This is a genomic window from Microbulbifer aggregans (assembly GCF_001750105.1).
Classification (GTDB): Bacteria; Pseudomonadota; Gammaproteobacteria; order Pseudomonadales; family Cellvibrionaceae; genus Microbulbifer; species Microbulbifer aggregans.
The window spans coordinates 2700492-2726287 of the sequence record NZ_CP014143.1 but is presented as its reverse complement, the minus strand read 5'-3'; the positions used below and the strand labels follow the sequence as shown (position 1 = coordinate 2726287).

Sequence of the window (25796 nt, the reverse complement as noted above, 5' to 3'; positions counted from 1 at the left end):
AGCGCCTTTCCAGTGGCAACTATGGGCGCTGCAATGCGCGAATATATAAGCTCCGCACCCAGTGCGGTCAAGCCGGAGGGGTAAAATCCCCCTCCGTGCAGGATGGTTTTACAGGCTTCGAACCGCCTCTTGAAAGCCGATTAACCGAAGCCGGGCTCCGACTGAGAAGCGGCAGCAGAAGGCCTCCTGGCAACTATTTTTCGTCGCCCTTTTCTTCGCCCTCACCACCATTTTCCTCTGTACGTCGGGGGCGCTGACGGATTGCCTCCTCGATTTCCGGCCTCAGATGCGCCAGCGCCTGCTCCACGGCCTCAAAACCCTTGTCACCGCTTCGCTCCTGCCATTGAATGCCCAGGCCACCCTGAGTGCTGTGGATACCGCAGGCATCTTCCGGCAGGCGCCCGAGGAGCTCCCGGACAAGCGGCCAGGCCGCCTCAGGGGCGGCTTTGCCGGCCCAATCCCAGCGATCGGAGAAGTGGAGATCATGGGACATGCGTTGCAACTCAATGTTCCAGCCCACATCCAGTCGACGGGGATCTTCCCATCGATTGAAGTAAACGGCGGCGGTACCTTCACCCAATGCCGGCGGTAACGGCCGCATTTTTACCGTCATGCCTGCAGCGGTCGCCCGCTGCCGCAGTGCTGCAAGCCTGCGGTCGCGGTCGCTGGGCTTCATCCACATGACCGGCCCCACCACCAGGGCGACGGCAAAGATAATAATAAGAAGGGGGAGCCATCCTGACATAAGCGTATCCCTGTCTGATGAATATGGCGCCCATTGTGCTTTGCCGCGCGCCGGTCCTGTCAATCGATTTTTTTTACAGTAGACTCTCTGTGAGCTCTCAAGCCACTGTCAACGCGATATTAAAAAAGGAGAAGCGTGCTCATGGCGGATTACAAGCGCATTCTGGTAGCCCTGGACTTGTCGGAAGAATCCTCACAAGTGCTGGACAAGGCAGGGGAAATGGCAAAGGCGTTCGGCGCCGAGCTTTGCCTGACGCACGTGATCGAACCACTCACTTTTGCCTATGGCGGTGACATCCCGATGGATCTCTCCGAAGTGCAGGAGCAGCTTCAGAACCAGGCAAAAGAACAACTGCGGAAGGCAGGTGATAAGTTCGGCGTTGCTGAGGAACGACAGCGTGTAGTGCTGGGTCAACCGGCAACCGAGATTCACCGTCTCGCCGATGAACTCGAATCAGACCTGATCATCATGGGCAGCCATGGGCGGCACGGCCTTGCTCTGCTGCTCGGCTCCACCGCCAATGGGGTTCTACACGGCGCCGGCTGTGACGTACTCGCCGTCCGGGTGCACTCAGACTGACCCCTGGCGTCAATGACAGACAAGGCGCGGGCATTTCGCCGCGCCGGGTTTTGCCACGCTGGAAATACGGTCTTTTCACTGCCGGCAGTTGATTAAGCCGGTATCTACCCCTCGCTATCGAGCTCGGCCCAACGCTCAAATGCCGAATCAAGCTCCGCCTGACGATCTGCCAGCAGCTTGAGCCGCTCCTCGACTAGTGCGGGATCCTGCTCGTAAAAAGCCGGATCACTGACCTCGCTTTCCAGTGTTTCTATTTCCCCTTCCAGCGCCTCAATAAGGCCGGGGAGACTGTCCAGCTCCCGCTGCAGCTTGTAGCTGAGCTTTTTCTTTTTGACCGGTTTTTCTTCAGCTCTGGTATCTCTGGAACCGGCGTCGCCAGCAGCGCCCGCATCCTTCTCCGGTGTGCTGTCTTTCTTGGAGGCTTCCTCCTCGGTAGCAAAGTGGCCGCCCTGGCGAATGAAATCCGAATACCCTCCCACGTACTCGCGAACCAGGCCATTGCCCTCGAAGGCGAGGCAGGAATCGACGACATTGTCGAGGAAAGCGCGGTCGTGGCTGACCAGCAGTACCGTACCTGAGTAATCCAGCAGCAACTGCTCGAGAAGCTCCAGGGTCTCCACATCCAGGTCATTGGTCGGCTCGTCCAGCACCAGAATATTGGCCGGCTGACTGAACAGTTTGGCCAGCAACGCGCGATTGCGCTCACCGCCGCTCAGCGCACCAACGGCTGTGCGGGCCTTGACGCCACTGAAGAGGAAGTCCGACAGGTAGGACATGATGTGGCGACTCTTGCCACCGATGGTGACACTGTCCCGGCCCTCGGCAATATTGTCGACCACGGTCAGCTCGGGATTCAGCTGGTCCCGGCGCTGGTCGAAATACGCAATCTGCTGCTTGGTTCCCAGCCGAATGCTGCCCGACTGAGGCTCCAGGTCGCCCAGCAAAAGGCGGATCAGCGTGCTTTTGCCCACCCCATTCGGGCCGATCAGGCCCACCTTGTCACCCCGCATCAGGGTGTAGGAAAGATCTCGAATCAGGTACTGAGTTTCGGCGAGATCCGGTCCCTGCTGGTCCGCCTGCGGATAACCAAAGGAGACGTGCTTTAGCTCCGCAACCAGCTTGCCGGACAGCTCGCCTGCGTCCAGGGCCATGCGGGCCGTACCCTGTCGGTTGCGACGGGCCTCGCGCTGGCGGCGCAGCGCCTGCAGGGCGCGCACGCGTCCCTCATTGCGGGTCCGCCGGGCCTTGATCCCCTGGCGAATCCAGGCCTCCTCCTGGGCCAGCTTTTTGTCAAAAAGTGCCTCATGGCGCGCCTCTTCCTCTAGCAGCTTCTCCTTCTCCTGCTGGTAGCGATCGAAGGAGCAATTGAAGACACGCAGGTGACCGCGATCCAGGTCCCAGACAGTCGTGGCCAGTCGTTGGGCCAGAGCCCGGTCGTGGGTGACAAAAAGCAGTGCGCCGGTGAACCCGGCGAGAAACCCCTCCAGCCACTCTACGGCAGTGATATCCAGGTGGTTGGTGGGCTCATCGAGGATCAACAGGTCCGGCTCGGTAACCAGGGCCCTCGCCAGCGCGGCGCGGCGCTGCCAGCCGCCGGAGAGATCTGCCACGACTGCGGACTCGTCGAGGCCGAGGCGGTCGATGATACTGTCGATGCGCGGTAACAGGTCCCAACCGTGGGCAGCCTCGATGCGCTCCTGCAGGTCCTCGTCAGGCTGCTCTCGGTAAGCCGCCAGATAGCGACCAACATCACCCAGGCCAGCCGCGACATACTGGTAAACGGAGTCCCTGCAATCGGCAGGAAGCTCCTGCTCGAGTGTGGCGAGCCGCGACCCGGCCGAGCGGACCACCTCGCCCTCGTCGGCGTCGATTTCACCGGCAATCAGGCGCAAAAGGCTCGACTTTCCCTCACCGTTACGGCCGACGAGACAGATCCGGTCGCCCTTCTCAACCCGGGCAGTAACCGCTTCCGCCAGCACCTGGGCACCGTAACGCAGGCCGACATTGTCTAACTGGAGCATAAAATACAACTACAATTGAAAGTGGATTGGAGCATTCGGTTACCACCGCAAAAACGGCAATAACGCGCTCCAGATCACGCGTAAAGACGGAAATTTTACGTAGTTTTCCTCGCGCTGTATTGATAAATTTACTCTCGCGAATTTTCAATCGGGTGATTCAGATGTCGATTGACGCAAAGGGATTCGCGCTGATCTTATCCCTGGCCCTGTCTTCAACAATTTCAGCCGCAGCTGGCTCTGCCGAGAGGCCGGATGCCGAGTATGCTGTCGCCCAGCGGGAGAAGCTGCAGAGCGCCCGCATGGCTATCGCCCAGGGCGACCGGGAAACCCTCTCAAGACTCAAGCATGAGCTCGCCGACTATCCCCTGCTGCCTTACCTGGACTACTGGGCGCTCAGCAAGAAACTTTCGCAACTCCCCTACAGTGAAATCGACCGCTTCCTGGAGGAGTACCGGGGCACCGCCATTGGTGACTGGATGCAGGTCAAGGTGCTGCGGGAACTTGGCAGCCGCCAACGATTCCGCGCCTACCTGAAATACTATGACGCCGACAAGGTAGTGCGTACCTCGCTGCGCTGTTATTACGCCGATGCGCTTTCCAGACACGGCGACAAGACAGAAGCCTACCAACTGGTGGAGGACCTGTGGCTGGTCGGCCACTCCCAGGCTGAGGAATGCGACCCGGTTTTCGCCCGCTGGATCAGTGACGGCGGCCTCACCGAAGACCTGGCATGGCGCCGCCACATGCTGGCGGTGGAAGCAGGCAATTTGGATCTCGCTGAATATGTTGCGAGAAAGATGCCCCCCGAAAAGGCCGCCCTGGCCAAAATCGCCCGAGCAGTTCACCGCGCACCGGAGCAGCTCCTGGATCACCAGCGTTTCCTGAGTAACAAGCCGGAATACCGGGAGATCGTCCTGCACGGAATCGCCAGGCTCGCCAGAGCAAGCGCGGAAGATGCGCTGACCGCCTGGCGCCACTATGATGCCGGTTACCTTTTCGATGACAAAGAGCGGGATGTCCTGCTGCGCGAAATCGCACTCAATTTCGCCCGCCAGGACAACCTGGATGGGCTGCGCCAACTGGTACAGCAGAGCGACAATTTTTCCGACGAGCGCACCATCGAATGGCTCGCGCGCCAAGCCATGCGGGAACTGGACTGGGCCCAGGTGGACTTCTGGATCAACCGCCTGCCAGAGACAGCGCGCAATCACGAGCGCTGGCTGTACTGGCGCGCCCGGGTCCTCGAGGAACAATACGGTAGCTCCCGCGCACAGGAAGCCGCCTACCTTTACCGGCGTGCGGCGCAGGAGCGCAGCTATTACGGTTTTCTCGCCGCCGACACCCTTGGCCAGAACTACAGCTTTGTCGATCGCCCCGCGCCCATCAACGCCCGTGCGGTCGAGGAGATGTCAGCCCGCCCTGCCATGCAGCGAGCCCGGGAACTGCAGGCAATCGGGGAGTTCTACCATGCTCGGCGGGAATGGGATTACGCCACCCAAGGCATGAATCATCAGGAACTTCTGACCGCAGGTAAGGTGGCGAGCGCCTGGGGCTGGTACCACAAGTCGATCCGTTCAGTGCTCGCAGCAGACTACCTGGATGACCTCGAACTGAGGTTCCCACTGGCGTTCGCCGACATCGTCACCGATGTCAGCCGGCGCATGGGGAGCAAGTCTGCACTGGATCCGTACCTTATCTATGCTGTCGCGCGCCAGGAGAGCCATTTCAGCCACGACGCCAAGTCCGGCGCTGGCGCCCTCGGGCTGATGCAACTGCTGCCGTCCACTGCCCGCGCTACCGCCCGGCGCGCCGGGGTCGACTTCCGGCGCAACTGGGACCTGCTCAGCCCGAGCACCAATATCGCACTCGGCAGCTTCTACCTGAGTACCCTGCTCAACCGCTTCGACAACAACCGCATTCTCGCCGCGGCCGCCTACAACGCCGGCCCGACCCGGGTTGCCCAGTGGCTGAAGGAGACTCGCCAGCAGCTGCCCTACGACGTGTGGATCGAGACCATTCCCTACAGCGAGACGCGCAAGTACGTGCAGAACGTTCTCGCCTATAGCGTGATCTATGCCTACCGAAGCGGTACCAATTTACCGCTGCTGAGGGAAAACGAGGCCACTACACGGCTTTAATCACGACAACCCCCAACGATCCCGAAACGATCGGCGCCAAGAGAAGCAGGCCGGGACAAGGAAGGACTGGATTGGGAAAGGAGAAGAGCGGGAATCAGGCGCAGGCCCGCGGCCCGCGCCTTTCGCACATCAGAGCCGCGCCGAGACCCACTCGGCCAGCGCGGCCTGATCGAAAGGCCAGAGGCAGACATCCCGTGGGTCACCCAGGCCAACAGCGGGAATTGAGGTGCTGAAGCGCGCCATCAAAGCCTCGTCCTCGGCAATATCCACCTGTTTTAAGTGCAGGCCAAAAGCCTCAAGCACAGGCCAGATCTCAGGCTTCGCTTTCTCACACAGCGTGCAGCCCAGCGTCGTATAAAGTATCAGTTCATCAGCCATGCTTCAGAGCAACCCCTGACCGCGGGCCCAGAAATAACCGATCACGACCGCGGCAATGGTCAACACTCCCACCCATGGCCAGACACCCTGGCCGCGCTCAATCGCCTCAGCATCTGCAGACATACGCTGTCTTTCACGGGTCGTATCGCTGGCGGCCGGCGCCCGCGCAGCCACAGAGGCAGATCGGTCGCGAACCTGCGCCTCGACCTGACCTTCAGAGCGGACAACCTCAGGAGGGATAGTGATCGCCGGGCGAACTGTCGTCTTATCCAGGTCGTCAGCCGGGCCAACCACACTGAAGCTCAGGGTATCAAAACGAAGCTCGTCACCCCGCCGCACCCGGGTTTCGACCACGCGCTTGTTATTGAGATAGGTGCCATTGGCAGACCCCAGGTCTGTCACAAAGAGCAGGCCGTCGCGCACCTCAAGGCGGGCGTGCCTGCGAGACAGGTGCGACAACGAAAACGTGATATCACACTCATCGGAACGCCCCACTACGGTCGTCTCCCGCACCGGAAACACCTTGCCGGCAATCGCCGGGTGGTTCGCCCGTAGCGCCCAGGCCACCGATGCGGCCGATGACGCAGCCTTGAGACGCGTCACCTTGGGATCGACCACACCCAGTGTGCGGCTGCCGATGGTGACTTTGTCATTGAGCTTGAGCGGACAGCTCCGCTCCACTTGCTGACCGTTGACGGTAACCACACCGTGCTCCGCCAGGTTCCTGAGGACCAGGCTGTCGTCCTCCACCAGAATCTCTACCTGTAACTTAGCCACCGATTCATCGGCAATGGTGAGATCGCAATTGCTGGCACGACCGATCGTTACCTTCGGCGCCACCAGCCATACACTCTGGCTGACGTCCTTGAGATCACAAAGTTTGAGCATGGGCATATTGTCCTTGATCGGGCCGCCACGGCATGGGAACCTCAGTTCAGCATTGACGGCGAAACCCGCAGTGGCTGAGCAGGCGCCTCGCAGTTGAAACTGCGGGAACCAACCTGGATACAGCGCATTATTGTTCTCCGTAGCGAGTTTATCACGGCACTTTTGGTTAGCGTGTGATTCGGTTTGCAGCTTACAATGCCCACTGACGCTAGTATGCACGAGTGAACGGATTTGCAGGCTATTGCCGGGAGGCGGCAGGATCAACGCTCTCTGGCCATGGAAGGAATTCCGGCCCGCGGCCTCACCCGGTCGCTGCAGATGGCACCCACGGCGGTGCCCACCGGATAAATCAGAATAAACAGGTAGTTGCACGCCAGTGAGTGAAGCCAACGTACGCGAAAGATCGCGGCACAGTGGGACAATCCAGCGCGTCTCCCCGCCCTCCCGGAGCGCGGGAGCCACCCATCCCGGCTATAAACGCGAGCAAAATGAAGATGCCCTGTGGTCAGATGAGGACCGCGGCGTCTGGGTTGTTGCAGATGGGCTGGGCGGCCATCAGGCGGGTGAGATTGCCAGCATGACGGTGATCGAGGAGGTGCAACGCTCCGCCGCTACAGATCGCCACTACGAGCGCGCCCTGCAACGGGCCCATGCGCTGCTTCTGGGGGAGGAGCAAAACACCGCCAATATGGGATCCACTGCGGTGGTGATGGCGGAAGACGGCGCCTACTTTCATATCTACTGGGTCGGTGACAGCCGCGCCTACGTTTTCACTCCAAGCGCAGGGGGTGGCGAGCTAAAGCAACTCACCATCGACCACTCCTATGTACAAATGCTGGTGGATTCCGGCGCGATCAACGCCGAGGAAGCCGCCAACCACCCCAACCGTCATGTCATCACCCGCTGTATCGGCGGCAGCACCAACCCCCAGCTTGAAATCGACCGCGTCTCTGCACTGTGGCAGCCCGGACAGCGCCTGCTGCTGTGCAGCGATGGGCTCAGCGCGGAGGTTCCGGCGGAGGAGATCTGCCGGATCCTGGCGGAAAACCCCGACAATCGCCGTGCAGTAGATCTGCTGATCGCCGCCGCCCTCGATGCAGGCGGGAAGGACAACATCACCGTACAGGTTGTAGAAGCCCCCACCAGCCCCGCAGATGGCCGGGAATGGCCCTTTGGGGCTGCTCATGATGGTGAAGGCACTCGCTCCAGCCTCCTCCCCGGGGGCACTATGACTCTGGCATTCAGCGCAGTAATTTTGCTTGCTCTACTGGCCACGCTCACCGCGTGGCTGCTCGACTCACTTTGATTCAGGGGATGAACTCAATGGAAGTCGTCAGCTCGGGCACAACATCACTGGAGATTCCCGGATATCGGATTCTGAAGAAGATCAACCAGGGCGGCATGTCCACTGTCTACCTGGCGGTTCAGCGCAGCGTTGGCCGCCAGGTCGCTCTCAAGGTCATGTCACCGGTGCTGAATGCCGATCCGATCTTCAGCGAGCGCTTCCAGAGAGAGGCCAACATCGTCGGCCAGCTCTCCCACCCCAATATCGTCGCCATTCATGATATCGGCCGCTATCGCAGCCTCAATTACATCGCCATGGACTATATGCCCGGGGGCTCGGTTTCCGACAGACTGGCCAAGGGGATCATGGATCCGATTGAGGCCCTGAATGTGGCCCGACAGATTGCGCTCGCCCTGGATCATGCTCACGGCAAAGGTTATGTACACCGTGATCTGAAACCCGAGAATATCCTTTTCCGCGAAGACGGCTCCGCCGTGTTGACCGATTTTGGTGTTGCCCGGGCCGTCGCCCGCACAACCCGAATGACCAATACCGGCATGGTGGTGGGTACGCCCCACTACATGAGCCCGGAGCAGGCCCGCGGTGCCGCGATCGACGGCCGTGCCGATCTCTACAGTCTCGGCGTGGTGTTTTTCGAGATGGTGACCAGTGCCGTGCCCTACCAGGCCGATGAGGCCGTGGCCATTGCCATCAAGCACCTGACCGACCCGATCCCCCGACTGCCAGCCCGCCACTCTCTGTTTCAGGGGCTGGTAGAGCGGCTGCTGGCCAAGGATCCTGCAGACCGCTTCCAGCGTGGGCTGGACGTAGTGGAGGCGATCGATCAGCTGCTCGCAGCACTGGCGGGAAAGCCCACCACCCAGGCGACGCAACTGAACAACACCGCCGTCGGTCCCTCGAGCCTCATGCGCGCTCTGCTGATGACACTCTGGGGCACACTGGTAGACAAGATCGCCGCACTCTGGGCCCGCGTGCGGGACAAACCGCTGGACCGGCATCATCCCCGTGCCGAGCAGGACACGATCATGCGGATCCAACAGGTGATCCAGCAGGCCCCACAGCGCAAGAGACGCCAGTGGTTTGCCGGCACCCTTGCTATCGCTGCGCTGGCCGCTAGCGGCCTGCTGTATGGAATCTGGGGCGACCATCTACCCTGGCGGGCCGAAGGCGCAGCAGCCATCAACAGTGCAGTTCCGGTGGCCGACCGGGCAGCAGCGCCAGAAATTTCCGCAGATCAGCCGGTGATCCGATCTGCCCAGATCACCCCGCTACTCCAGCGCGCGGGAACCAGTGAAGCCGTTCCAGAATCAATGGAAGGACTCCGACCACCGATGCGCCCCGCGACACAGTTACCAGAGAAAGCGGAACGGGCTACAGGACCGGAAGCGACCACCGCAGTGAGCGAGCAGCCGGCCGCGGCGCCAGACGAGCAGAAGGTACAACCTGAACCCGAGGTCTCAACCGCCAAGACAACAGAAAGCCGGATACCAGCAACGGAGCCCGTTCTTGAGCAGCTCAGACTCAGGATCAACACGCAACCGGAACAGGCTCTGGTCCGGATCATGAACATCGTGCCCCGCTATCGCTATGGCATGGCCCTGCCGCCGGGCAGATACGATGTTGAGGTGAGCAGGCCGGGCTACAAAACCGTACGCCGCTGGGTCAGCCTCGAGGAAGACGATCTCACTCTGCAGGTCAAACTCGAGCGCGGCTACCGCCCCGGCACTACACTCCGCAGCCCCCTTGCCGGTGGAGGCAATGGTCCGGAAATGGTCGTGGTCAGGGCCGGAACATTCCGAATAGGCAACAGCCGACAACCATTCACGAGCCCGGTGCAGCGCATTGAGATAGCAAAGCCCTTTGCGATCTCCGCCCACGAGATCACGTTTGACGAATACGACCGTTTTGCCGATGCCACCGGCGCAGCCCTGCCCGGAGATAGCGGCTGGGGCCGCGGCGACAGGCCGGTGATCAATGTGAGCTGGGAAGACGCGCGGGCCTATGCCCGCTGGCTCTCCAGGGAAACCGGTAAACGCTACCGCTTACCGAGCGAAGCAGAGTGGGAATATGCAGCGCGGGCCGGAAGCTCCACGCCATTCTGGTGGGGCAACCAAAAGGCAAGAGGCAAAGCCAATTGCCGCCGCGGATGCGCCAGCGACTTTGTCGGTTTTTTCAAAGCCACGAGCGCTCCGGTCGGCCACTATCTCCCCAACAGCTTCGGCTTACATGATACCGCCGGCAATGTGGCGGAATGGGTCCAGGATTGCTACCTGGGAGATCATAGTGGTGCCCGCCGTGATGGCGGCCCGGTGCGCATCAACAACTGTGACCTGCGCGTGGTGAAAGGTGGCTCCATGCAGGATCCGCTTACCAATGTCAGCTCTGCCTATCGCAAGGGGCTGCAACAGAAAAGCCTGTCCACGGATGTAGGTTTCCGCGTACTAATGGAAATCAATTAATACGCACAGGGCTCTGGCTGCCCCAGTCACTTATCCCGGCGGTTACTGACCATAAAAAGGAGTTTTCCATGCGAGCCGTTCTTCTCCTGATCACACTAGCGGCACTCGGTGGATGCCACGGGGTACAGTTCAGCACCAATCTTTGCCCTTATGCTGAGGGCCGCATCAAAGCCGCCTCAGTCCGCGAATACACTCCGGTTGAGATTGGCCGCTACGATGCCACCACCCTCGGTTTCGTCGAGGCCGCACAATGCCAGAGAAGAGCGGACGAAGACGAGCCTCGCCGCTCGACACTGGTGCAGGAATTGAAACAGCGCACCCATAAACTTGGGGGCAATGGAGTAGTCGTGGAGGCCTGCGGAGCAGCGACTGGCGGCTACGAGGGATGCCTTCGCTACCTGGAATGCCACGGCGTTGCCTATGCCGTACCCGAGCGGCAATCTAGGCCCTGATCCCACAGCAATTCCATTGCCACTCAGGCTTTCGCTTCGATTCTCCAGACATTGTGGATCTTGGGATTGCGTTGAAAATCCCGATCCAGCAGCACACTGGACAGGTTCTCAACCGCAAATTCAGCCAAGATCCCCTCGTCCATTTTGAAACTGCGCAGATTATTCGAAAACACCAGTGCCCCTCCGGGGGCCAACAGGGTCATACACTGACGGATCAGCCGTTCGTGATCCCGCTGAATATCCAGAACCCCACGCATCTTGGCTGAGTTGGAGAAGCTCGGCGGATCAAGGAAAATCAGATCATAGTGGCCGCGGCGGTTCTGCTGTGCTGAAGTCAGCCACTGCAAGCAATCGGCTTCAAGGAGTTGATGCTGGTAAGGGTCGAGGTTATTGCGGCGAAAGTTGCGAGCCGCCCAGGCCTGGTAAGTCTTGGACATATCGACACTGGTGCTCTGTTTTGCGCCGCCCAGGGCCGCCTGTACCGTGGCTGTGGCGGTGTAGCAAAACAAATTCAGGAATGTCTTCCCGTCTGCCTCTTTACGGATATATTGCCGCACAGGACGGTGATCGAGGAATACACCCGTATCCAGGTAGGTCCAGATGTCGACCTCCAGTTCGGCACCGTATTCATTGATCCAGAAATTCCGCTCACCCGCTGCCCCGCCCTGCCTCTGATACTGGCTCGGCGCTTTACCTCCGCCCTTGTGACTCTGCCTGCGGCGCTCCTTAATACTGATGTTGTCCTGAGGGATTTCCAGCACCTCCCTCACTGCGCGTACCAGATCACGCAGGCGGCTGCGGGCCTTGTTCTCCTCAATCTTGGCCGGCGGACGGTATTCCTGCACATGGGCATAAACTGCCCCCTCCAGGGAGCGATAGATATCGACTGCTGCCGCATACTCCGGCAGATCAGCATCGTACAACCGGTAACAGTCGATGCCGTTGCGGCTGGCCCACTTTCCTGTCGTACGCAGATTCTTGCGCAGGCGGTTTGCCACCATCTGCGCTTCCTCTGACAGCGCGCGGGGCTCGGCAGAACTACCGGCGCCCTCCCGGACCCGGAATAACAGCAACTGACTTGGGATACTGCCGTTGTAGAGTTGGTACTGTTTGTGAGAGCGCAGCCCGGTTGAAAAGCCCAGCTCGGGGTTGCCGGTGAAGATCCCCACCAGCCAACCGGGAAACTCCTGCTTGAGCTGCCGGCCCAGCTCGGCATAGGTTTCACGCAGTGCTTCCTGCTCCCCAAGACGTTCGCCATAGGGAGGATTCGTCAGTACCAGCCCCGTGTTCACCGGGCGGTGGCTGGGGATCCTGAAGGTCGCGACGGGCCGGCAGCTCACACGCACCTGCCGCTCCAGGCCCGCACGATTGATATTGGCCTCGGCGGCAAACAGCACCTTGGCATCGGCATCGTAGCCACGGATTTCCGGTAACTCCCGGGCCAGGCCAGCCTCCCGGCGGGCTAGTGCCTCCTCTCGCAGGGCGAGCCAGATATCACTCTGATGATTGAGCCAACGTTCAAACCCGAAGCTTTCCCGGAGAAGGCCCGGCGCGTAATCCGCTGCCATCATCGCACCCTCGATAAGGATCGTGCCGGAGCCGCACATTGGATCCAGGAGCGCACCGCCCTCTGCCGCGATTTCCGGCCAGCCGCTGCGCAGCAGCAGCGCAGCTGCCAGGTTTTCCTTGAGCGGGGCAGCACCAATGTGGGTGCGGTAACCGCGCCGGTGCAGGCTATCGCCACTGAGATCAATGGAGATATCGAGCTGGTCGCGATGCAGGCGTAACACGACGGCAAGATCGGGGTTGTCCCGCTCCACCAGCGGCCTGGTACCCGCCTGCTGACGCAGCCGGTCGACAATCGCATCCTTGGCTTTCTGGGCACCAAACTGACTGTTGCGAATCTCCCGATTGGTGCCGGAAAACTGTACCCACAGTTTACCGCTGGGGGTGATGTGCTCCTCCCAGGGCAGGCTTGCGACAGCCCGGTAGAGACCCTCGGCATCGGTGATTTTTTCACTGGCCAGCCGCAGCAACACCCGATTCGCCAGCCGGCTCCACAGGCAGCAGCGGTAGGCGACCTGCAGGGTGCCGGTAAAGTGGACCGCTGCCGGCTGCTCTCGGGTGACCGAGGCGCCCAGTTCGTTCAGCTCCACCGCCAGAAGTGATTCGAGCCCCTTTGGGCAGGTCGCTGTCAGGTCCAGATTTTGTGTTTGTGTCATATCACAGTTTCTCGAGACGTTTCCGGTGCCAACTTCCGCTCACTGCGGCAAGAGCACATCTAACCTATACGTATTGTTTCTATTAAATGACATTGTCAGACCAAACTGGTCGTTCACAGCCAGCGCCCGGTTTGCTCTACTGATACCGTTGGCGGCCGCGCAACAGCAGTCCTGCATGGCCTTTCCGATCGCCGGTCGTCCACCATAAGCTATGGATATGGGCAACAATTCTGGCGACAAAACCTTCACTCAACTGACAGTAAACACCCGATAAAATCCCGGCAGAAGAAGTGTCGCCTCTTCTGCTCCGACTACCAGAAAAGCCGGCCCGGCTTTAGCGAGGTGCCAATTCGATGAAACGCCAAAAACGTAACCAGTTAGAGAGAGCCTTTTGCAAAGGATATCAGGCCGCGTCCGAAAACAAGCCGCAGGACATCTGTCCCTACATTAATGGACCACTCCATCAGGAATGGATTAACGGCTGGCGCGAGGGGCGGGAAGACTACTGGAACGGGTTTGGAGCGTCTGCGAAGGCGCAGAAACTGGAAACCTACCGCAACTTTTCCGCCGAGAACCATCACCCGGATGGTTGGAGAACGGCGTAAACCGACATTAGCCTGATCAATTTAAATGGGGTAATGGGCCCAGTCATTGACTGGGCCTGCCTGTGACCGCGTCGACAAAGCCGACTGCCTCATGGCTCATCAAAGTGCCTGCTCTTGCAATACGAAGGCAAGATAGCTGCTGTGGATGCGCAGGGCATGCCAGTGAGCCCGGGATCAACTGGACCAGCACCCGCACAGGCTCAGCCCGCCAGGCTTTGAATCAGCCTTCCGCTTTCTCCCGACGCGCCAGGGCGATAGCTTCGGCGGCTTCTTTCACGAGTTCGGGGCCACGGTAAATCAGTCCGGTATAGATCTGCACCGCGGTGGCGCCAGCGCGAACCTTTTCGGCTGCACTCTCCCCATCCGTAATGCCCCCGACACCGATAATCGGCAGCTCACCCTCGAGCGCTTTGGCCAATTGCCGGATGACCCGGGTGGACTTTTCACGCAATGGTTTACCGCTGAGACCGCCCTCCTCCTTGCCGTGAGGCAGGCCCTCGACAGAAGATTTATCAATGGTGGTATTGGTAGCAATCACCCCATCGATTTCATAACTCCGCAGCGCCTCGGCGATCTGGGCAATGGCCTCATCATCCATGTCAGGAGCGATCTTGACGGCCAGCGGCACGTAGCGATCAGAACAGGCAGCCAGTTGCTGCTGTTTCTCTTTCAACGTACCGAGCAGCCGGTTCAGGCTGTCACCGAACTGCAGATCACGCAGACCCTTGGTATTCGGGGAAGAAACGTTGGCAGTGATGTAATCGGCGTACGGGTAAACCTTTTCCATGCAGATACAATAATCGTCCGCCGCGCGCTCCGCCGGCGTGTCGAAATTCTTGCCCACATTGATTCCCAGCACGCCACCATAACGACGCCGGCGCACCCGATTCACCAGGTAATCAACGCCCTCGTTATTGAAGCCCATACGGTTGATGATGGCCTCCGCCTCCTCCAGGCGGAAAAGGCGCGGCAGCGGATTGCCGGGTTGAGGGCGCGGAGTCACCGTCCCCACCTCAACGAACCCGAAACCCAGCGCTCCCAGGCCATTGAATGCCTGGGCATTCTTGTCCAGCCCAGCTGCCAGCCCCACCGGATTGGGCAGGGTAAGCCCCATCAGTTCCACCGGGTCATTCACCACCGGCTTTGCGAACAGGGACATCAGGCCGAGACGCTCGGCGGCGCCAACGGCGTCAATAGTCAGGTGGTGGGCGCGCTCCGGATCGAGCGCAAACAGGGCTTTTCGCAGGGTCGAATACATGGCTGTCCTTCATTGCTCACTAACGGGCATCCCGGCTCGAAAGCCGGGAGTGCCATCAGGCCTCGGCCAGCGACTCCATGTCCGCGGTGGCATTGGCCAGGTACATCAGCTCCCGCAGCGCCACGGTAAACATGGCGAAGTCACTGGAGGGCGATGCCTTGAGTTCAGTGAGAATGCCTTTCCAGCGCTGCAGAGCGGGCGCCATGATAACGCCCCAGCGCTCCATCGCGCCATCGGTATCCAGGTCCGATCCGGCACCGAGCCGCAACAGGTTCACCGCCAGGCTGGCCAGCTGGCTGTCCAGGTCATCCATGCTGGTTTCCCGGGCCTGCGCCTGCCAGAAGCTCTCCACCGGGAGGTCGATGATCTGGTTGCCGAACCAGTAGAGATCCAGCATATCGGCCAGGCCAAAGTAGACCCGCGCCACCTCTTCAACCGGGCGATCGCTGGTACGGGCGGACTCTGAAATCCCCAGCGCCGAGAACAGGTACGTCGGTGACGCTGCCAGCAGTGCCATCTCCTCCGGCACGTGTGTTTCCTGCAGCCGGCGGTAGCGACGCTCCCACTCACGGCGTGGCTCGCCACTCAGGACCTCCGGCAGGGCTTTGATCACCCGCTGGACCGATTCGCCGAACTGCGCCTGCTCCTTGGCCGGATCCAGGTCAAAGCGACGGTTGCGGATGAACCAGCGAGTGGCGCGACGCACACGCCCTACCATGCTGTTCAGCAATTCGATCTGCAGCTCCGCCGGCACCTTGTAATCGAGTGCGGCCACCTGATCCTGGAACACCGGCATCCGATAGACCTCACGGGCACTGAGGTAAGCGGCAGCGACCGTGTTGATATCCGCACCGGTAGCACCGCTGATACGGTTGTAGAAGGTGATACCCATGCTGTTAACCATCTCGTTAGCCACCTGGGTGGCCACGATCTGGCGTCGCAGTGGATGGTCGTAGACCAGCTCCCGGTAGCGCGCCACCAGTTCCTGCGGGAATGCGGACTCCACCGCTTCCTGTACCCGGGGATAGTCAGTGATGGCAGCATTGAGGAGCTCTTCCTTGAGCTTCACCTTCACGTAGGAAATCAGTACAGACAGCTCCGGTCGGGTCAAATACTGCCCGCGGTTCTGGCGCTCAGTGATCTGCTCATTGTCAGGAATGAACTCCAGGGCACGGCGCAGGCGGCCCTCGGCCTCCAGGGTATTGATGGTGCGGCGGTATTCATCGATGCGCTCGGAAACCTGCCGCTCTGCCACGCTCAGGGCCTGGGTCTGGTTGTAGTTGTTGTCGAGCACCAGTTCGGCCACAGAGTCGGTCATCTCCTCGAGTAACTGGTTGCGCTGCTTCTCGGTCAGGTCGCCATTCGAGACGACCTTGTCGAGGAGAATCTTGATGTTTACCTCGTGGTCCGAGCAATCCACGCCGCCGGCATTGTCGATGAAATCGGTATTACAGCGACCGCCGTGCAGAGCAAACTCAATTCGCCCACGCTGGGTCACACCCAGGTTGCCACCCTCACCAAACACCTTGGCCCGCAACTCAGAACCATTGACCCGCAGGTGATCGTTTGACTTGTCCCCTACTTCCGCGTGGGACTCGCTGCTGGCCTTCACGTAGGTGCCGATGCCGCCGTTCCAGATCAGGTCCACCGGTGCACGTAACATGGCACTGATCAGCTCGTTCGGGTTCAGCTGATCTGCCTCGATACCGAATGCCTCTTTCATCTCTGGCGTGATGCGGATGGACTTGGCGCGGCGCTCGAAGATACCACCGCCCTTGGAGATCAGTTTCTGGTCATAGTCCGTCCAGCTGGAGCGCGGCATTTCGAATAGGCGCTTGCGCTCTTTGAAGCTGGCCGCGGCGTCCGGATTCGGGTCGACGAAAATATGCAGGTGGTTGAAGGCGCCTTTCAGGCAGATGTGTTCCGACAGCAGCATGCCGTTGCCGAACACATCACCGCCCATATCGCCGATACCGACAACCGAGAACTCCTCATCCTGAACATTGACGCCCATTTCGCGGAAGTGGCGCTGCACCGACACCCAGGCACCGCGTGCCGTGATGCCCATTTTCTTGTGGTCGTAACCCTGACTGCCGCCCGAGGCAAAAGCATCACCGAGCCAGAAGTCATACTCGGCGGCAATTCCGTTGGCGATGTCGGAGAAAGCGGCCGTGCCCTTGTCAGCGGCAACCACCAGGTAGGGGTCGTCCTCGTCCCGGCGCACCACCAGCTCAGGCGGAACGACTTCACCCTCTTTCAGGTTATCGGTGATATCCAGCAGGCCGCGGATAAAGGTGCGGTAGCAGGCAATGCCCGCCTCCAGCATGGCGTCGCGGCTGCCGTCTTTCGGCGGCTTGCGCACCACGAAGCCGCCCTTGGCCCCACTGGGCACGATGACGGCATTTTTTACGTTCTGTGCCTTCACCAGGCCGAGGACCTCGGTGCGGAAATCCTCCAGGCGGTCGGACCAGCGCAAACCACCACGGGCCACCTTGCCACCGCGCAGGTGCACACCCTCGACACGGGGCGAATAGACGAAGATCTCGAATTCCGGCCGCGGCTCGGGAATATTGGGAATATTCCGCGGGCTGAACTTGATGGAGATGTAATCCTTTGGCTCGCCCTCGGCGTCCACCTGGAAGAAGTTGGTGCGCAACGTGGCCAGGATCAGGTCCAGGTAGCGACGGATCACCTGGTCTTCGTTCAGGTTGTCGACGCTGTCCAGTCCCTCGTGGATCTTCTTGATCAGGCGCTCCACACGGGTCTGATCCTGCTTGTTGCTGCTGTTGATACGCGGGTCAAACATGGCCCGGAACAACGCCACCAGATTGCGGGTGATCTCAACGTGGTTGGCCAGGGTGGCCGCTATGTAGGGCTGGCTGGCACTGAACTTGGTCTGCTTCAGGTAGCGGGCATAGGCGCGCAGCATCGACACCTCGCGCCAGTTCAGGCGCGCTGCCAGCACCAGGCGATTGAATGCATCGCTCTCCGCCACTCCATTCCAGATTGCCGCAAAGGCGTCCTGGAACATGCCGCGAGATGCCTGGGCGTCGACACGGGTCGGCAGGCCGAACTCCAGGTGGAACTCGTGCATCCATACATCGGTGGAGCCCTTGGGCCGGATCGTATAGGGGAATTCGCCGATCACACGCAGGCCGAGGTGCTCCAGCACCGGGATCACGTCTGAAAGGGTCAGGCCGCGGCCCCAGTTGAATACCTTGAAACGCAGGCTGCCCGGTGCCGCACCGACCGGCTGGTAAAAGCTCATCGCCACACGGTTTTTCGGTGTCAGCTCCTGAACGGCACTGACGTCCTGCACGGCAATACGCGGCTCGAAATCCTCTCGGTAACCGGCAGGGAAAGCGTGCCCGAAAATATCGAACAGGCGGTTGCCCTCTTCCTCACCGTGGCTCTCGATAAGGGACTTTTGGAATACATCTTCCCAGGAGCGGGTAATATCCACGATCTGCGCCTCCAGCCGCGCGACATCAATATCCACTGGCTCGCTCGGGTCGACACGGAACACAAAGTGGACCCGGGCGAGGATGGACTCGGAGAAATAGGTAGTAAAATCAGATTCCCTGGCGTTGATCGCCTTGGCGATGTGCGCGCAAATCGCCTCCCGCACATCACTGCTGAACTGCTCCCTCGGTACGTAAACCGTCGCCGAGACAAACTTGCCGAACGGGTCGCGACGGATGAACAACCGGATGTGCGCGCGCTCATTCATGCTCAGCACGCCCATGACCGTATGGAACAGTTCCTGGGTGCTGCTCTGGAACAGCTCGTCACGGGGGAAAGTATCGAGAATACGGCGTAACGCTTTGCCGTCGTGGCTGTGCGGTGACAGGCCGCTGGACTCGATCACCGATGCCATCTTGCGGCGGATAATCGGGATCTTTGCCGGGCTCTCGGTGTAAACCGGCGAGGTGTAGAGGCCCATGAAGGCCGACTCACCAATTACCTCACCACGGGCATCGTAACGCTTGACGGTGACATAGTCTGAGTAGGCAGCCCGGTGCACCCGGGACTTGACCGAAGACTTGGCGAACGTGAGGTAGTTGGGGCCCTGGTAGAAGCGCTGCTTGCCTTCATTGAAGGCGCCCTCGGGAGTCGGCTCCGCCGGCTCCTCCAGTTTCTTGAAGATACCGAGGCGACGCTCCTCCACTTCGCGCAGCACCCGCTTTTCGCCCTCTTCGGCAAACTCGTATTCCCGGTAGCCGAGAAAAGTAAAGTTTCCGTCGCGCATCCACTGCATAAAGGCACAGGCCTCCTGCAGGTTGGCGTCTTCCGCATCGATACCGGCATGCAGCTGATCTTCCATGCCGCTGCAGGTGTCCAGCATTGGCACATAGTCGTCCACAACCAGCTCGACATCCCCGAGCACATCGCGAAGCGCCGCACCCAGGTCGGCGGCATTGCCTTCCGAGGTGTCCCGGTTGATCTCCACATAGATCAGCGCTTCTGTCGTTGCGCCGGCTTTCGCCTCTTCCCCGGAATGGAGGCGGGGCAGCAGCTCCTGCAACTTGCCCTTCTTGTCCCGGCGCAGCTGCATGACGGTGCTTTTGATGGAGTGGATCACCGTGTCGCGGCGGTTGATCTCGATGCGCACGGAATCCACCAGAAACGGCATATCCCGCTGCAACACAGCGACCACCGTGTGGGAGCACTCCCAACCGTCATCCTCCAGACGCGGGTTGAAAACCCTGACCTTGGGACGCCCCGAAGGCCGCTGCTGAATAAAGTCCCACCACGTGTAGATGCAACCGTAAACATCCACAAGGCGCCGCCCCACCAGGTCTTCCAGGGGATACTGGTGGAGGAATTGCTCGGCAAATGCCTCCACCGGTGCAGCATCGTCACCAAGCCGTGCCCGCACCAGTGCACGGACCTGCTCGATTAGATCTTCTCGGCTGTCGGTTATGACCGTCGCCATACTCACGGAGAACCTCCAAAGTTCCTTTTCCGCACCCGGAAACAACACCGGCCGCGATTATTTGCTCAGTCTCCTGCGGATGCCCGCAGGCTTTAAATTCGTACCGCGCTGACCGCTTGTGGCAACGGGAACCAACGGTCGGTTCCACGGTCAGTTGGTCGGCGGTTGTTGTCTAAACGACAACTGCCGCTAAAATCAACACACCCACCCCGATTGGCGGCGACTATATATAAAAGATGATAGATACCCAGCCGGGCGGGCAGAGGCAGGATCACTCTCAACAAAAGAGACACTATGGAAGCGCATCAGAATGTCAGGGAACGCATCACTTCCCTGGGGGATTGGCTCGGACAACAGATCATCGGCCAGGAGACCCTGGTCAACCGCATACTGATTGCCCTGCTGGCGGACGGCCACCTGTTGGTGGAAGGCGCGCCCGGGCTCGCGAAAACCAAGGCCATCAAGACCCTTGGCGATGCTGTAGAGGGTGATTTCCATCGCGTCCAATTCACGCCGGACCTATTGCCGGCAGACATAACCGGTACCGACATCTACCGGCCGGAAACCGGAGAATTCCATTTCCAGCCCGGGCCGGTATTCCACAACCTGGTACTGGCCGACGAGATCAACCGGGCCCCGGCCAAGGTACAGTCAGCGCTGCTCGAGGCCATGGCGGAGCGACAGATCAGTGTCGGTAGAAAAACCTATCCGTTGCCAGAGCTATTCCTGGTGATGGCAACGCAAAACCCTATCGAACAGGAAGGGACTTATCCGCTGCCAGAGGCCCAATTGGATAGGTTCCTCATGCAGGTGAATCTTGCCTATCCCGATGCCAGCGCGGAAGCGAAAATTCTGCGCCTGGCCAGATCCGAGGCAAGTCTTGGCGAAAATCGCCCTTCCGATACTGTGAGCCAGGCGGAGATTTTCCAGGCCCGCAATCAGGTACTCGCGTTGCAAATGGTGGAAGCCGTTGAGACCTATATTGTCCAACTTGTCATTGCTACACGCGAACCCGCGAAGTATGACAGCGAGCTGGCATCGTGGCTAGATTTTGGGGCCAGTCCGCGGGCCACCATCTCCCTCGATCGCTGCGCCCGCGCCCACGCCTGGCTGGCGGGCCGTGATTTCGTGACCCCGGACGATGTCATGGAGGTGGCGCCGGATGTGCTGCGCCACCGCTTGCTCCTGAGTTTCGAGGCGGAGGCAGCTGGAGTGACGGCTGATCAGGTCATCGAAAGACTGCTGCAACATGTCCCAGCCATTTAACGGCTCGGCGTAATCCCCATTAACAGACAGAGCTTTTTGTGCGACATGGATTACTGCGGCGGGAGTCCCCACAGACAGGTGCTATGGCTGAAGTGAGCAATCAGAGAGAGCTGGATCTCCGCGGCGCCTACCCGACGGTGGAGCCACTGGTACAGTTGCGCTACGTGGCAAGGCAGATGCAACTTTTTCGCCCGCGCCTGGTTAAGAGCGACCAGGCGGGAAGCCTGCTAACCCGCTACCGCGGCCGCGGCATGAACTTCGAGGAAGTCCGCGACTACCAGCCAGGCGACGACGTGCGCTCAATCGACTGGCGCGTAACCGCGCGCACCGGCACCACGCACACCAAGCTATACCAGGAAGAGCGCGAGCGGCCGGTCGTGATTCTGCTGGATCTACGCTCACCGATGTTTTTCGGTAGCCAACGGGCGTTCAAGTCAGTCACCGCCTGCGGTATCGCCGCCGCCCTGGGCTGGGCCGGCCTGCAACACAGTGACCGCATTGGCGCCCTGCTCTTCTCAGACCACGACCTGGAAACCGTCCGCCCGCGCCGCAGCCATCACTCGGTGCTGGCCATGATCCACGGCATGGTGGCGCTTGCGGAAACCCTCGACAATCCCGTACCCATGGAAGGCAGCCAACCGCTGAAGCAGCTACTCGATGAAGCACGCCGGGTGGCGCGACCGGGCAGCGCGCTGTTTCTGATCAGCGACTGCCACGATCTGGATGAAGACTGCGCCCAACCATTGGCGCTGCTGACCCGTCACGCCGATCTGCAGGTGCTCCGGGTAAGCGACCCACTGGAACAGAATCTACCTGAGCAGGCCCTGACCATTTCCGATGGCCGCCAACGTACCTTTCTCAATGCAAGCAACCGCGCACTGCGAACCCAGTTCGCCGAACTGCAGACCGAGGCCCGCGCCGAAGCCGAGCGGCTCTGCCGACGCCACCGCATCCCACTCATGGACTTCGACAACACGCAGCCCCTGGTACCTGCCCTGCTCTCGGTATACGGCGGCCGTCAAAACGGAAGTCGCCAACAAAACCACAGGCCCAGCGCGCAGCAACACGGAGGCGTGAGCGCGTGAGAGCGGTCTTGATGCAGCAACAACCGGCACAGCCCTCGCCGGCAGAACAGGCCCTGCTCAATCAGCTACGGGACATTCATACTCCGGACCCCATCAGCTGGTGGCCGCCGGCGCCTGGCTGGTGGCTCCTCGCCGCAGCACTGGCTGCGTGCCTCTATTTTTTCTTCCGCTGGGTGCGCCAGCGCCAATTGCGCTGGAGCCGCAACCGCTACCGCAAAGAGGCGGTGCGCCTGCTGCAAGCGGTTGACACCCGCGAGCCCGATGCCGCCCAGGCCATCAATGAAATCCTCAAGCGCGTGGCGGTCACCACTTATGGCCGCCAACACTGCGGCAACCTGACGGGTCAAGAGTGGCTGAATTTCCTGCGCAGCACTGCCGAAGTGGATTGCCCCGGACCGGCTGAGACTGTGCTGTTGGAACAGCTGTATCGTGCCGATCGCTGGGACGAACAGGGCAATAACGCACTGCGGGATTACGCCATTCAATGGAGCCGCAGCCACAAACGCGACCGCCTGCCAACTTCCGCCTCCATGGTTTATTCCGGGGAGGCCAGCCGTGTTTGAATTTGCCTGGCCCTGGGTGTTCGCCATGTTGCCGCTACCCTTGCTGGCCCGCCTGCTTTTACCGCGCACCAAGCCGCTCGCCAGCGCATTGAAGGTGCCCTTCTATAGCAGCCTGGCCCAACGGGGCGGTGGTGCGCCCCACAACCCGTTCAACCTGTTCTTGATGACGATTCTGTGGTTACTGCTACTGGCCGCCACCGCACGGCCCCAGTGGTACGGCGAGCCCATCACCCAAACCAGCAGCGCCCGCGATCTCCTGTTAGCGGTGGACATATCCGGCAGCATGGAAACACCGGACATGCTTCTCAACGCTCGCCCAGCCATGCGTATCGATGCGGTCAAAAATGTTGTGGGCGACTTTGTCGAGCGACGCGAGGGCGATCGCCTCGGCCTTGTCTTATTCGGGACCCGCGCCTACCTTCAGGCGCCACTCACCTATGACCGGGAAACGGTTGGCACACTACTGCGGGAAGCGCAGATCGGCTTTGCCGGCCAGGGCACTGCCATTGGTGATGCCATCGGCCTGTCCGTCAAGCGCCTGATGGAGCGCCCCGCAGATCAGCGCGTGCTGATCCTGCTGACCGATGGCGCCAATACGGCCGGCGAGGTCGCCCCGCTCAAGGCGGCCGAACTGGCCCAACAGGCTGGCGTAAGGGTCTACACCGTTGGCATCGGCGCCGAGGAGATGGTGCAACCGGGCCTGCTGGGCAGCCGCTTCGGCGCACGACGCATCAATCCCTCTCGGGACCTGGACAGTGAAACCCTGCAGGCCATCGCCGACCGCACCGGCGGCAAGTTCTTCCGCGCCCACAACCCCGAGGAGCTGGCCCAGATCTATGCAGAGCTGGACCGCCTGGAACCGGTGGAGCAGGAAGCGGCTAGCTATCGCCCACTGAAGTCACTTTATATCTGGCCTCTCGCCGCCGTGCTGCTCATGGCTCTGCTTTGGGCGGCAATCCCCTTGCTGATGAACTTCCGCCTGCGGGAATCGGGCAACGGCAAACGCGAAGCAGGCAATAATGTGGCACAGGGAGGCGGCGCATGAACGAACTCTCCCAGTTTCACTTCCTGCGTCCTCACGTCTTGTGGCTACTGATCCCGGCAGCCCTGATGTGCCTTGGTCTCGCCCGCACGATCATCAACAGCGGTCAGCTGCAGAGGGTGATTGATCCCGACCTGTTGCCACACCTGCTGCTCCGCGGCGGGGAGCGCCGCCCCTGGCTGTTCAGCCTCATCTTTGCCCTATTGGCCCTGATGATCCTGGCCCTCGCTGGGCCCACCTGGCGCAAGTTGCCGACGCCGGTTTTCAGCAGCCAGGATGCTTTGGTGATCCTGCTCGACCTGTCCCCTTCCATGATGGCGACGGATCTGACCCCCAACCGTCTCACCAGGGCCCGGCTAAAGATTCTCGACATACTGCGCCAGCGGGAGGATGGCCTCACCGCGCTGGTTGCCTTCGGGGGCGAGGCCCATGTGGTCACACCACTGACGGAAGATACCGCCACTATCGCCAACCTGGTCCCGGCCCTGTCACCAACGATCATGCCGGTACCGGGCAGCAACATCGAGATGGCGGTGGAGACAGGCCTGCGTCTGCTGGAGGACGGTGCCAATGGGCGTGGCCAGCTGCTGGCGGTTACCGACGGCATTGCCAAGGAAGCACTGCCCACCGTGGCCGGCATGGTTGCTGGCGACCAGGTCGAGCTGTCGATACTGGCGGTTGGTAGTGGCGAGGGTAGCCCGATCCCGCAAGGGGACGGAGGCGGCTTTGTCACCGACAGCAACGGCGCCATCGTCATCGCCGGATTCGATGCCGCGCAGCTGCAAAAACTGGCCAGCGGCAGCGGTGGACGTTTCGCTCGCATCGCGGTGGACGACAAGGATATTGCCAAGCTGTTACCCGCAGAGAGCCCACCGGACCAGGCTCGCCTGACCGAGCGCGAGTTTGACCAGTGGCGCGAGGAAGGCCCATGGCTGCTATTACTGCTGTTGCCCCTGGCCGCACTGCTATTCCGCCGCGGCGCGCTGGCCTGCGCCCTTCCCCTCTCTTTCACATTGTTGCTACCGGAGCCGGTACATGCGGTAGAGCTCCAGGACCTGTGGCTGCGGGAAGACCAGCAGGCCAAACGGCTGCTGGAAGAAGGCAAGGCGGGCGAGGCGGCAGAAAAGTTTCGCGACCCCCAGTGGCGCGGTACCGCCCAGTACCGGGCCGGTGACTTTCCCGCCGCGCAAAAGGACTTTTCCCAGAGCGAAACCGCCGACAGCCTGTACAATCTGGGCAATGCCCTCACCCATCAGGGCCGCTACGACGAAGCCATTGAAGCCTTCGATGCCGCACTCGACAGGCAGCCGCAACTGACTGATGCACAGCACAACCGGGAAATCGCCAAGCAATTAAGGGATCTACAAAAGCAACAGCAGCAACAGCAATCCCAACAGGGCCAGGACCAGCAGCAACAGGAAGAGCAGCAGGGCCAGCAGGATCAACAGCAGTCCCAGAGCGGCCAGCAACAGCAAGACCAGTCCGACCAACAACAGGATCAGCAAAATCAGGGTGCCGGACAGAATGATCAGGGGGAACCGGAGGACTCAGGCGAACAACAGGCCGACTCCGGTGATCAGCAGGAGAATGCTGAAGAAGAACAGCAGTCCGGCAAGCCTAAAGATGGCGAAGAGCAGGAGAAGAACGGCGCAGAACAACAGGCCGGGGCCAGGGAGAGCGAACTGGACCCTGAGACCCAGCAGGCCCTGGATCAGTGGCTGCGCCAGATTCCCGATGACCCGGCCGGGCTGATGCGAGAGAAGTTCAAGTACGAGAGCCTGCAGCGCCGCCGGGCCTATCGAACCGGCGAATGGGAACCGCCGGAGAATGGAGCCACCCAACGATGGTAGTCA

Annotated in this window: 18 protein-coding genes; 11 read left to right on the top strand and 7 right to left on the bottom strand. The window is 60.7% G+C overall.

Annotated features, from left to right (window positions below):
- Positions 1-193: 193 nt before the first annotated feature.
- Entirely contained in the window at positions 194-745 is a 552-nt protein-coding gene (locus AUP74_RS11840) for a hypothetical protein (protein ID WP_069947749.1), read from the bottom strand.
- Positions 746-886: 141 nt separating this feature from the next.
- On the opposite strand from AUP74_RS11840, the gene AUP74_RS11835 reads away from it, so the two are divergent.
- Positions 887-1324, top strand: a complete 438-nt coding sequence (locus AUP74_RS11835) for a universal stress protein (protein WP_069947748.1) — start codon at positions 887-889, stop codon at positions 1322-1324.
- Between the two features lie 104 nt (positions 1325-1428).
- On the opposite strand, the gene abc-f is transcribed toward AUP74_RS11835, so the two are convergent.
- A complete protein-coding gene (abc-f, locus tag AUP74_RS11830) occupies positions 1429-3345 on the bottom strand; it encodes a ribosomal protection-like ABC-F family protein (protein ID WP_069947747.1) in 1917 nt (638 codons plus the stop codon).
- Positions 3346-3506: 161 nt separating this feature from the next.
- Here abc-f and AUP74_RS11825 point away from each other — a divergent pair, with 161 nt between their 5' ends.
- Positions 3507-5483 carry a transglycosylase SLT domain-containing protein gene (locus AUP74_RS11825; RefSeq protein WP_069947746.1) on the top strand — a complete coding sequence of 659 codons (1977 nt, stop codon included), beginning with the start codon at positions 3507-3509 and terminating at the stop codon, positions 5481-5483.
- 129 nt (positions 5484-5612) lie between these two features.
- On the opposite strand, the gene AUP74_RS11820 is transcribed toward AUP74_RS11825, so the two are convergent.
- Together AUP74_RS11820 and AUP74_RS11815 are read right to left on the bottom strand one after the other, a co-directional pair.
- On the bottom strand, positions 5613-5861 hold the full coding sequence (locus tag AUP74_RS11820; RefSeq protein ID WP_069947745.1) for a glutaredoxin family protein: 249 nt from the start codon (positions 5859-5861) through the stop codon (positions 5613-5615).
- Positions 5862-5864: 3 nt separating this feature from the next.
- On the bottom strand, positions 5865-6749 hold the full coding sequence (locus AUP74_RS11815) for an FHA domain-containing protein (RefSeq protein WP_069947744.1): 885 nt from the start codon (positions 6747-6749) through the stop codon (positions 5865-5867).
- Between the two features lie 376 nt (positions 6750-7125).
- On the opposite strand from AUP74_RS11815, the gene AUP74_RS11810 reads away from it, so the two are divergent.
- The 3 genes from AUP74_RS11810 to AUP74_RS11800 all read left to right on the top strand — a co-directional run bounded on the left by AUP74_RS11810 (position 7126) and on the right by AUP74_RS11800 (position 10966).
- Entirely contained in the window at positions 7126-8055 is a 930-nt protein-coding gene (locus tag AUP74_RS11810; RefSeq protein ID WP_083260955.1) for a PP2C family protein-serine/threonine phosphatase, read from the top strand.
- Positions 8056-8072: 17 nt separating this feature from the next.
- The gene (locus tag AUP74_RS11805) at positions 8073-10514 is read left to right on the top strand and encodes a bifunctional serine/threonine-protein kinase/formylglycine-generating enzyme family protein (RefSeq protein ID WP_069947743.1); all 2442 of its coding nucleotides are present in this window, start codon (positions 8073-8075) and stop codon (positions 10512-10514) included.
- A gap of 68 nt (positions 10515-10582) precedes the next feature.
- A complete protein-coding gene (locus AUP74_RS11800; protein WP_069947742.1) occupies positions 10583-10966 on the top strand; it encodes a hypothetical protein in 384 nt (127 codons plus the stop codon).
- Positions 10967-10989: 23 nt separating this feature from the next.
- On the opposite strand, the gene rlmKL is transcribed toward AUP74_RS11800, so the two are convergent.
- A complete protein-coding gene (rlmKL, locus tag AUP74_RS11795) occupies positions 10990-13188 on the bottom strand; it encodes a bifunctional 23S rRNA (guanine(2069)-N(7))-methyltransferase RlmK/23S rRNA (guanine(2445)-N(2))-methyltransferase RlmL (protein WP_069947741.1) in 2199 nt (732 codons plus the stop codon).
- A gap of 353 nt (positions 13189-13541) precedes the next feature.
- Between rlmKL and rmf the strand changes: the two genes are divergently transcribed.
- Positions 13542-13793: a ribosome modulation factor gene (rmf, locus tag AUP74_RS11790; protein WP_069947740.1), complete on the top strand. Its 252-nt coding sequence runs from the start codon at positions 13542-13544 to the stop codon at positions 13791-13793.
- 220 nt (positions 13794-14013) lie between these two features.
- Here rmf and AUP74_RS11785 read toward each other — a convergent pair whose 3' ends face one another.
- Both AUP74_RS11785 and AUP74_RS11780 read right to left on the bottom strand, forming a co-directional pair.
- On the bottom strand, positions 14014-15051 hold the full coding sequence (locus AUP74_RS11785; protein WP_069947739.1) for a quinone-dependent dihydroorotate dehydrogenase: 1038 nt from the start codon (positions 15049-15051) through the stop codon (positions 14014-14016).
- A 55-nt stretch (positions 15052-15106) separates the two neighbouring features.
- On the bottom strand, positions 15107-19987 hold the full coding sequence (locus tag AUP74_RS11780) for an NAD-glutamate dehydrogenase (RefSeq protein WP_069948861.1): 4881 nt from the start codon (positions 19985-19987) through the stop codon (positions 15107-15109).
- Between the two features lie 294 nt (positions 19988-20281).
- Between AUP74_RS11780 and AUP74_RS11775 the strand changes: the two genes are divergently transcribed.
- The 5 genes from AUP74_RS11775 to AUP74_RS11755 all read left to right on the top strand — a co-directional run bounded on the left by AUP74_RS11775 (position 20282) and on the right by AUP74_RS11755 (position 25793).
- Positions 20282-21253: an AAA family ATPase gene (locus AUP74_RS11775; RefSeq protein ID WP_069947738.1), complete on the top strand. Its 972-nt coding sequence runs from the start codon at positions 20282-20284 to the stop codon at positions 21251-21253.
- 83 nt (positions 21254-21336) lie between these two features.
- Complete coding sequence (locus tag AUP74_RS11770; protein WP_069947737.1) at positions 21337-22338, top strand: DUF58 domain-containing protein; 1002 nt, start codon at positions 21337-21339, stop codon at positions 22336-22338.
- An 11-nt stretch (positions 22339-22349) separates the two neighbouring features.
- Entirely contained in the window at positions 22350-22901 is a 552-nt protein-coding gene (locus AUP74_RS11765) for a DUF4381 domain-containing protein (RefSeq protein WP_069947736.1), read from the top strand.
- Positions 22894-23946 carry a vWA domain-containing protein gene (locus AUP74_RS11760; protein WP_083260954.1) on the top strand — a complete coding sequence of 351 codons (1053 nt, stop codon included), beginning with the start codon at positions 22894-22896 and terminating at the stop codon, positions 23944-23946. Before AUP74_RS11765 ends, AUP74_RS11760 begins: the two co-directional genes overlap by 8 nt.
- Positions 23943-25793: a VWA domain-containing protein gene (locus AUP74_RS11755; protein WP_069947735.1), complete on the top strand. Its 1851-nt coding sequence runs from the start codon at positions 23943-23945 to the stop codon at positions 25791-25793. The genes AUP74_RS11760 and AUP74_RS11755 overlap by 4 nt, the downstream gene beginning before the upstream one ends.
- Positions 25794-25796: the final 3 nt, after the last annotated feature.

Excerpts from the sequence above, each read along its gene's own strand:
- AUP74_RS11815 (WP_069947744.1), bottom strand. The coding sequence starts at position 6,749 with ATGCTCAAACTTTGTGATCTCAAGGACGTCAGCCAGAGTGTATGGCTG.
- rmf (WP_069947740.1), top strand. The coding sequence starts at position 13,542 with ATGAAACGCCAAAAACGTAACCAGTTAGAGAGAGCCTTTTGCAAAGGA.
- AUP74_RS11805 (WP_069947743.1), top strand. The coding sequence starts at position 8,073 with ATGGAAGTCGTCAGCTCGGGCACAACATCACTGGAGATTCCCGGATAT.
- AUP74_RS11825 (WP_069947746.1), top strand. The coding sequence starts at position 3,507 with ATGTCGATTGACGCAAAGGGATTCGCGCTGATCTTATCCCTGGCCCTG.
- AUP74_RS11840 (WP_069947749.1), bottom strand. The coding sequence starts at position 745 with ATGTCAGGATGGCTCCCCCTTCTTATTATTATCTTTGCCGTCGCCCTG.
- AUP74_RS11820 (WP_069947745.1), bottom strand. The coding sequence starts at position 5,861 with ATGGCTGATGAACTGATACTTTATACGACGCTGGGCTGCACGCTGTGT.
- AUP74_RS11765 (WP_069947736.1), top strand. The coding sequence starts at position 22,350 with ATGCAGCAACAACCGGCACAGCCCTCGCCGGCAGAACAGGCCCTGCTC.
- AUP74_RS11775 (WP_069947738.1), top strand. The coding sequence starts at position 20,282 with ATGGAAGCGCATCAGAATGTCAGGGAACGCATCACTTCCCTGGGGGAT.
- AUP74_RS11800 (WP_069947742.1), top strand. The coding sequence starts at position 10,583 with ATGCGAGCCGTTCTTCTCCTGATCACACTAGCGGCACTCGGTGGATGC.
- AUP74_RS11835 (WP_069947748.1), top strand. The coding sequence starts at position 887 with ATGGCGGATTACAAGCGCATTCTGGTAGCCCTGGACTTGTCGGAAGAA.
- abc-f (WP_069947747.1), bottom strand. The coding sequence starts at position 3,345 with ATGCTCCAGTTAGACAATGTCGGCCTGCGTTACGGTGCCCAGGTGCTG.
- AUP74_RS11780 (WP_069948861.1), bottom strand. The coding sequence starts at position 19,987 with ATGGCGACGGTCATAACCGACAGCCGAGAAGATCTAATCGAGCAGGTC.
- rlmKL (WP_069947741.1), bottom strand. The coding sequence starts at position 13,188 with ATGACACAAACACAAAATCTGGACCTGACAGCGACCTGCCCAAAGGGG.
- AUP74_RS11755 (WP_069947735.1), top strand. The coding sequence starts at position 23,943 with ATGAACGAACTCTCCCAGTTTCACTTCCTGCGTCCTCACGTCTTGTGG.
- AUP74_RS11770 (WP_069947737.1), top strand. The coding sequence starts at position 21,337 with ATGGCTGAAGTGAGCAATCAGAGAGAGCTGGATCTCCGCGGCGCCTAC.
- AUP74_RS11785 (WP_069947739.1), bottom strand. The coding sequence starts at position 15,051 with ATGTATTCGACCCTGCGAAAAGCCCTGTTTGCGCTCGATCCGGAGCGC.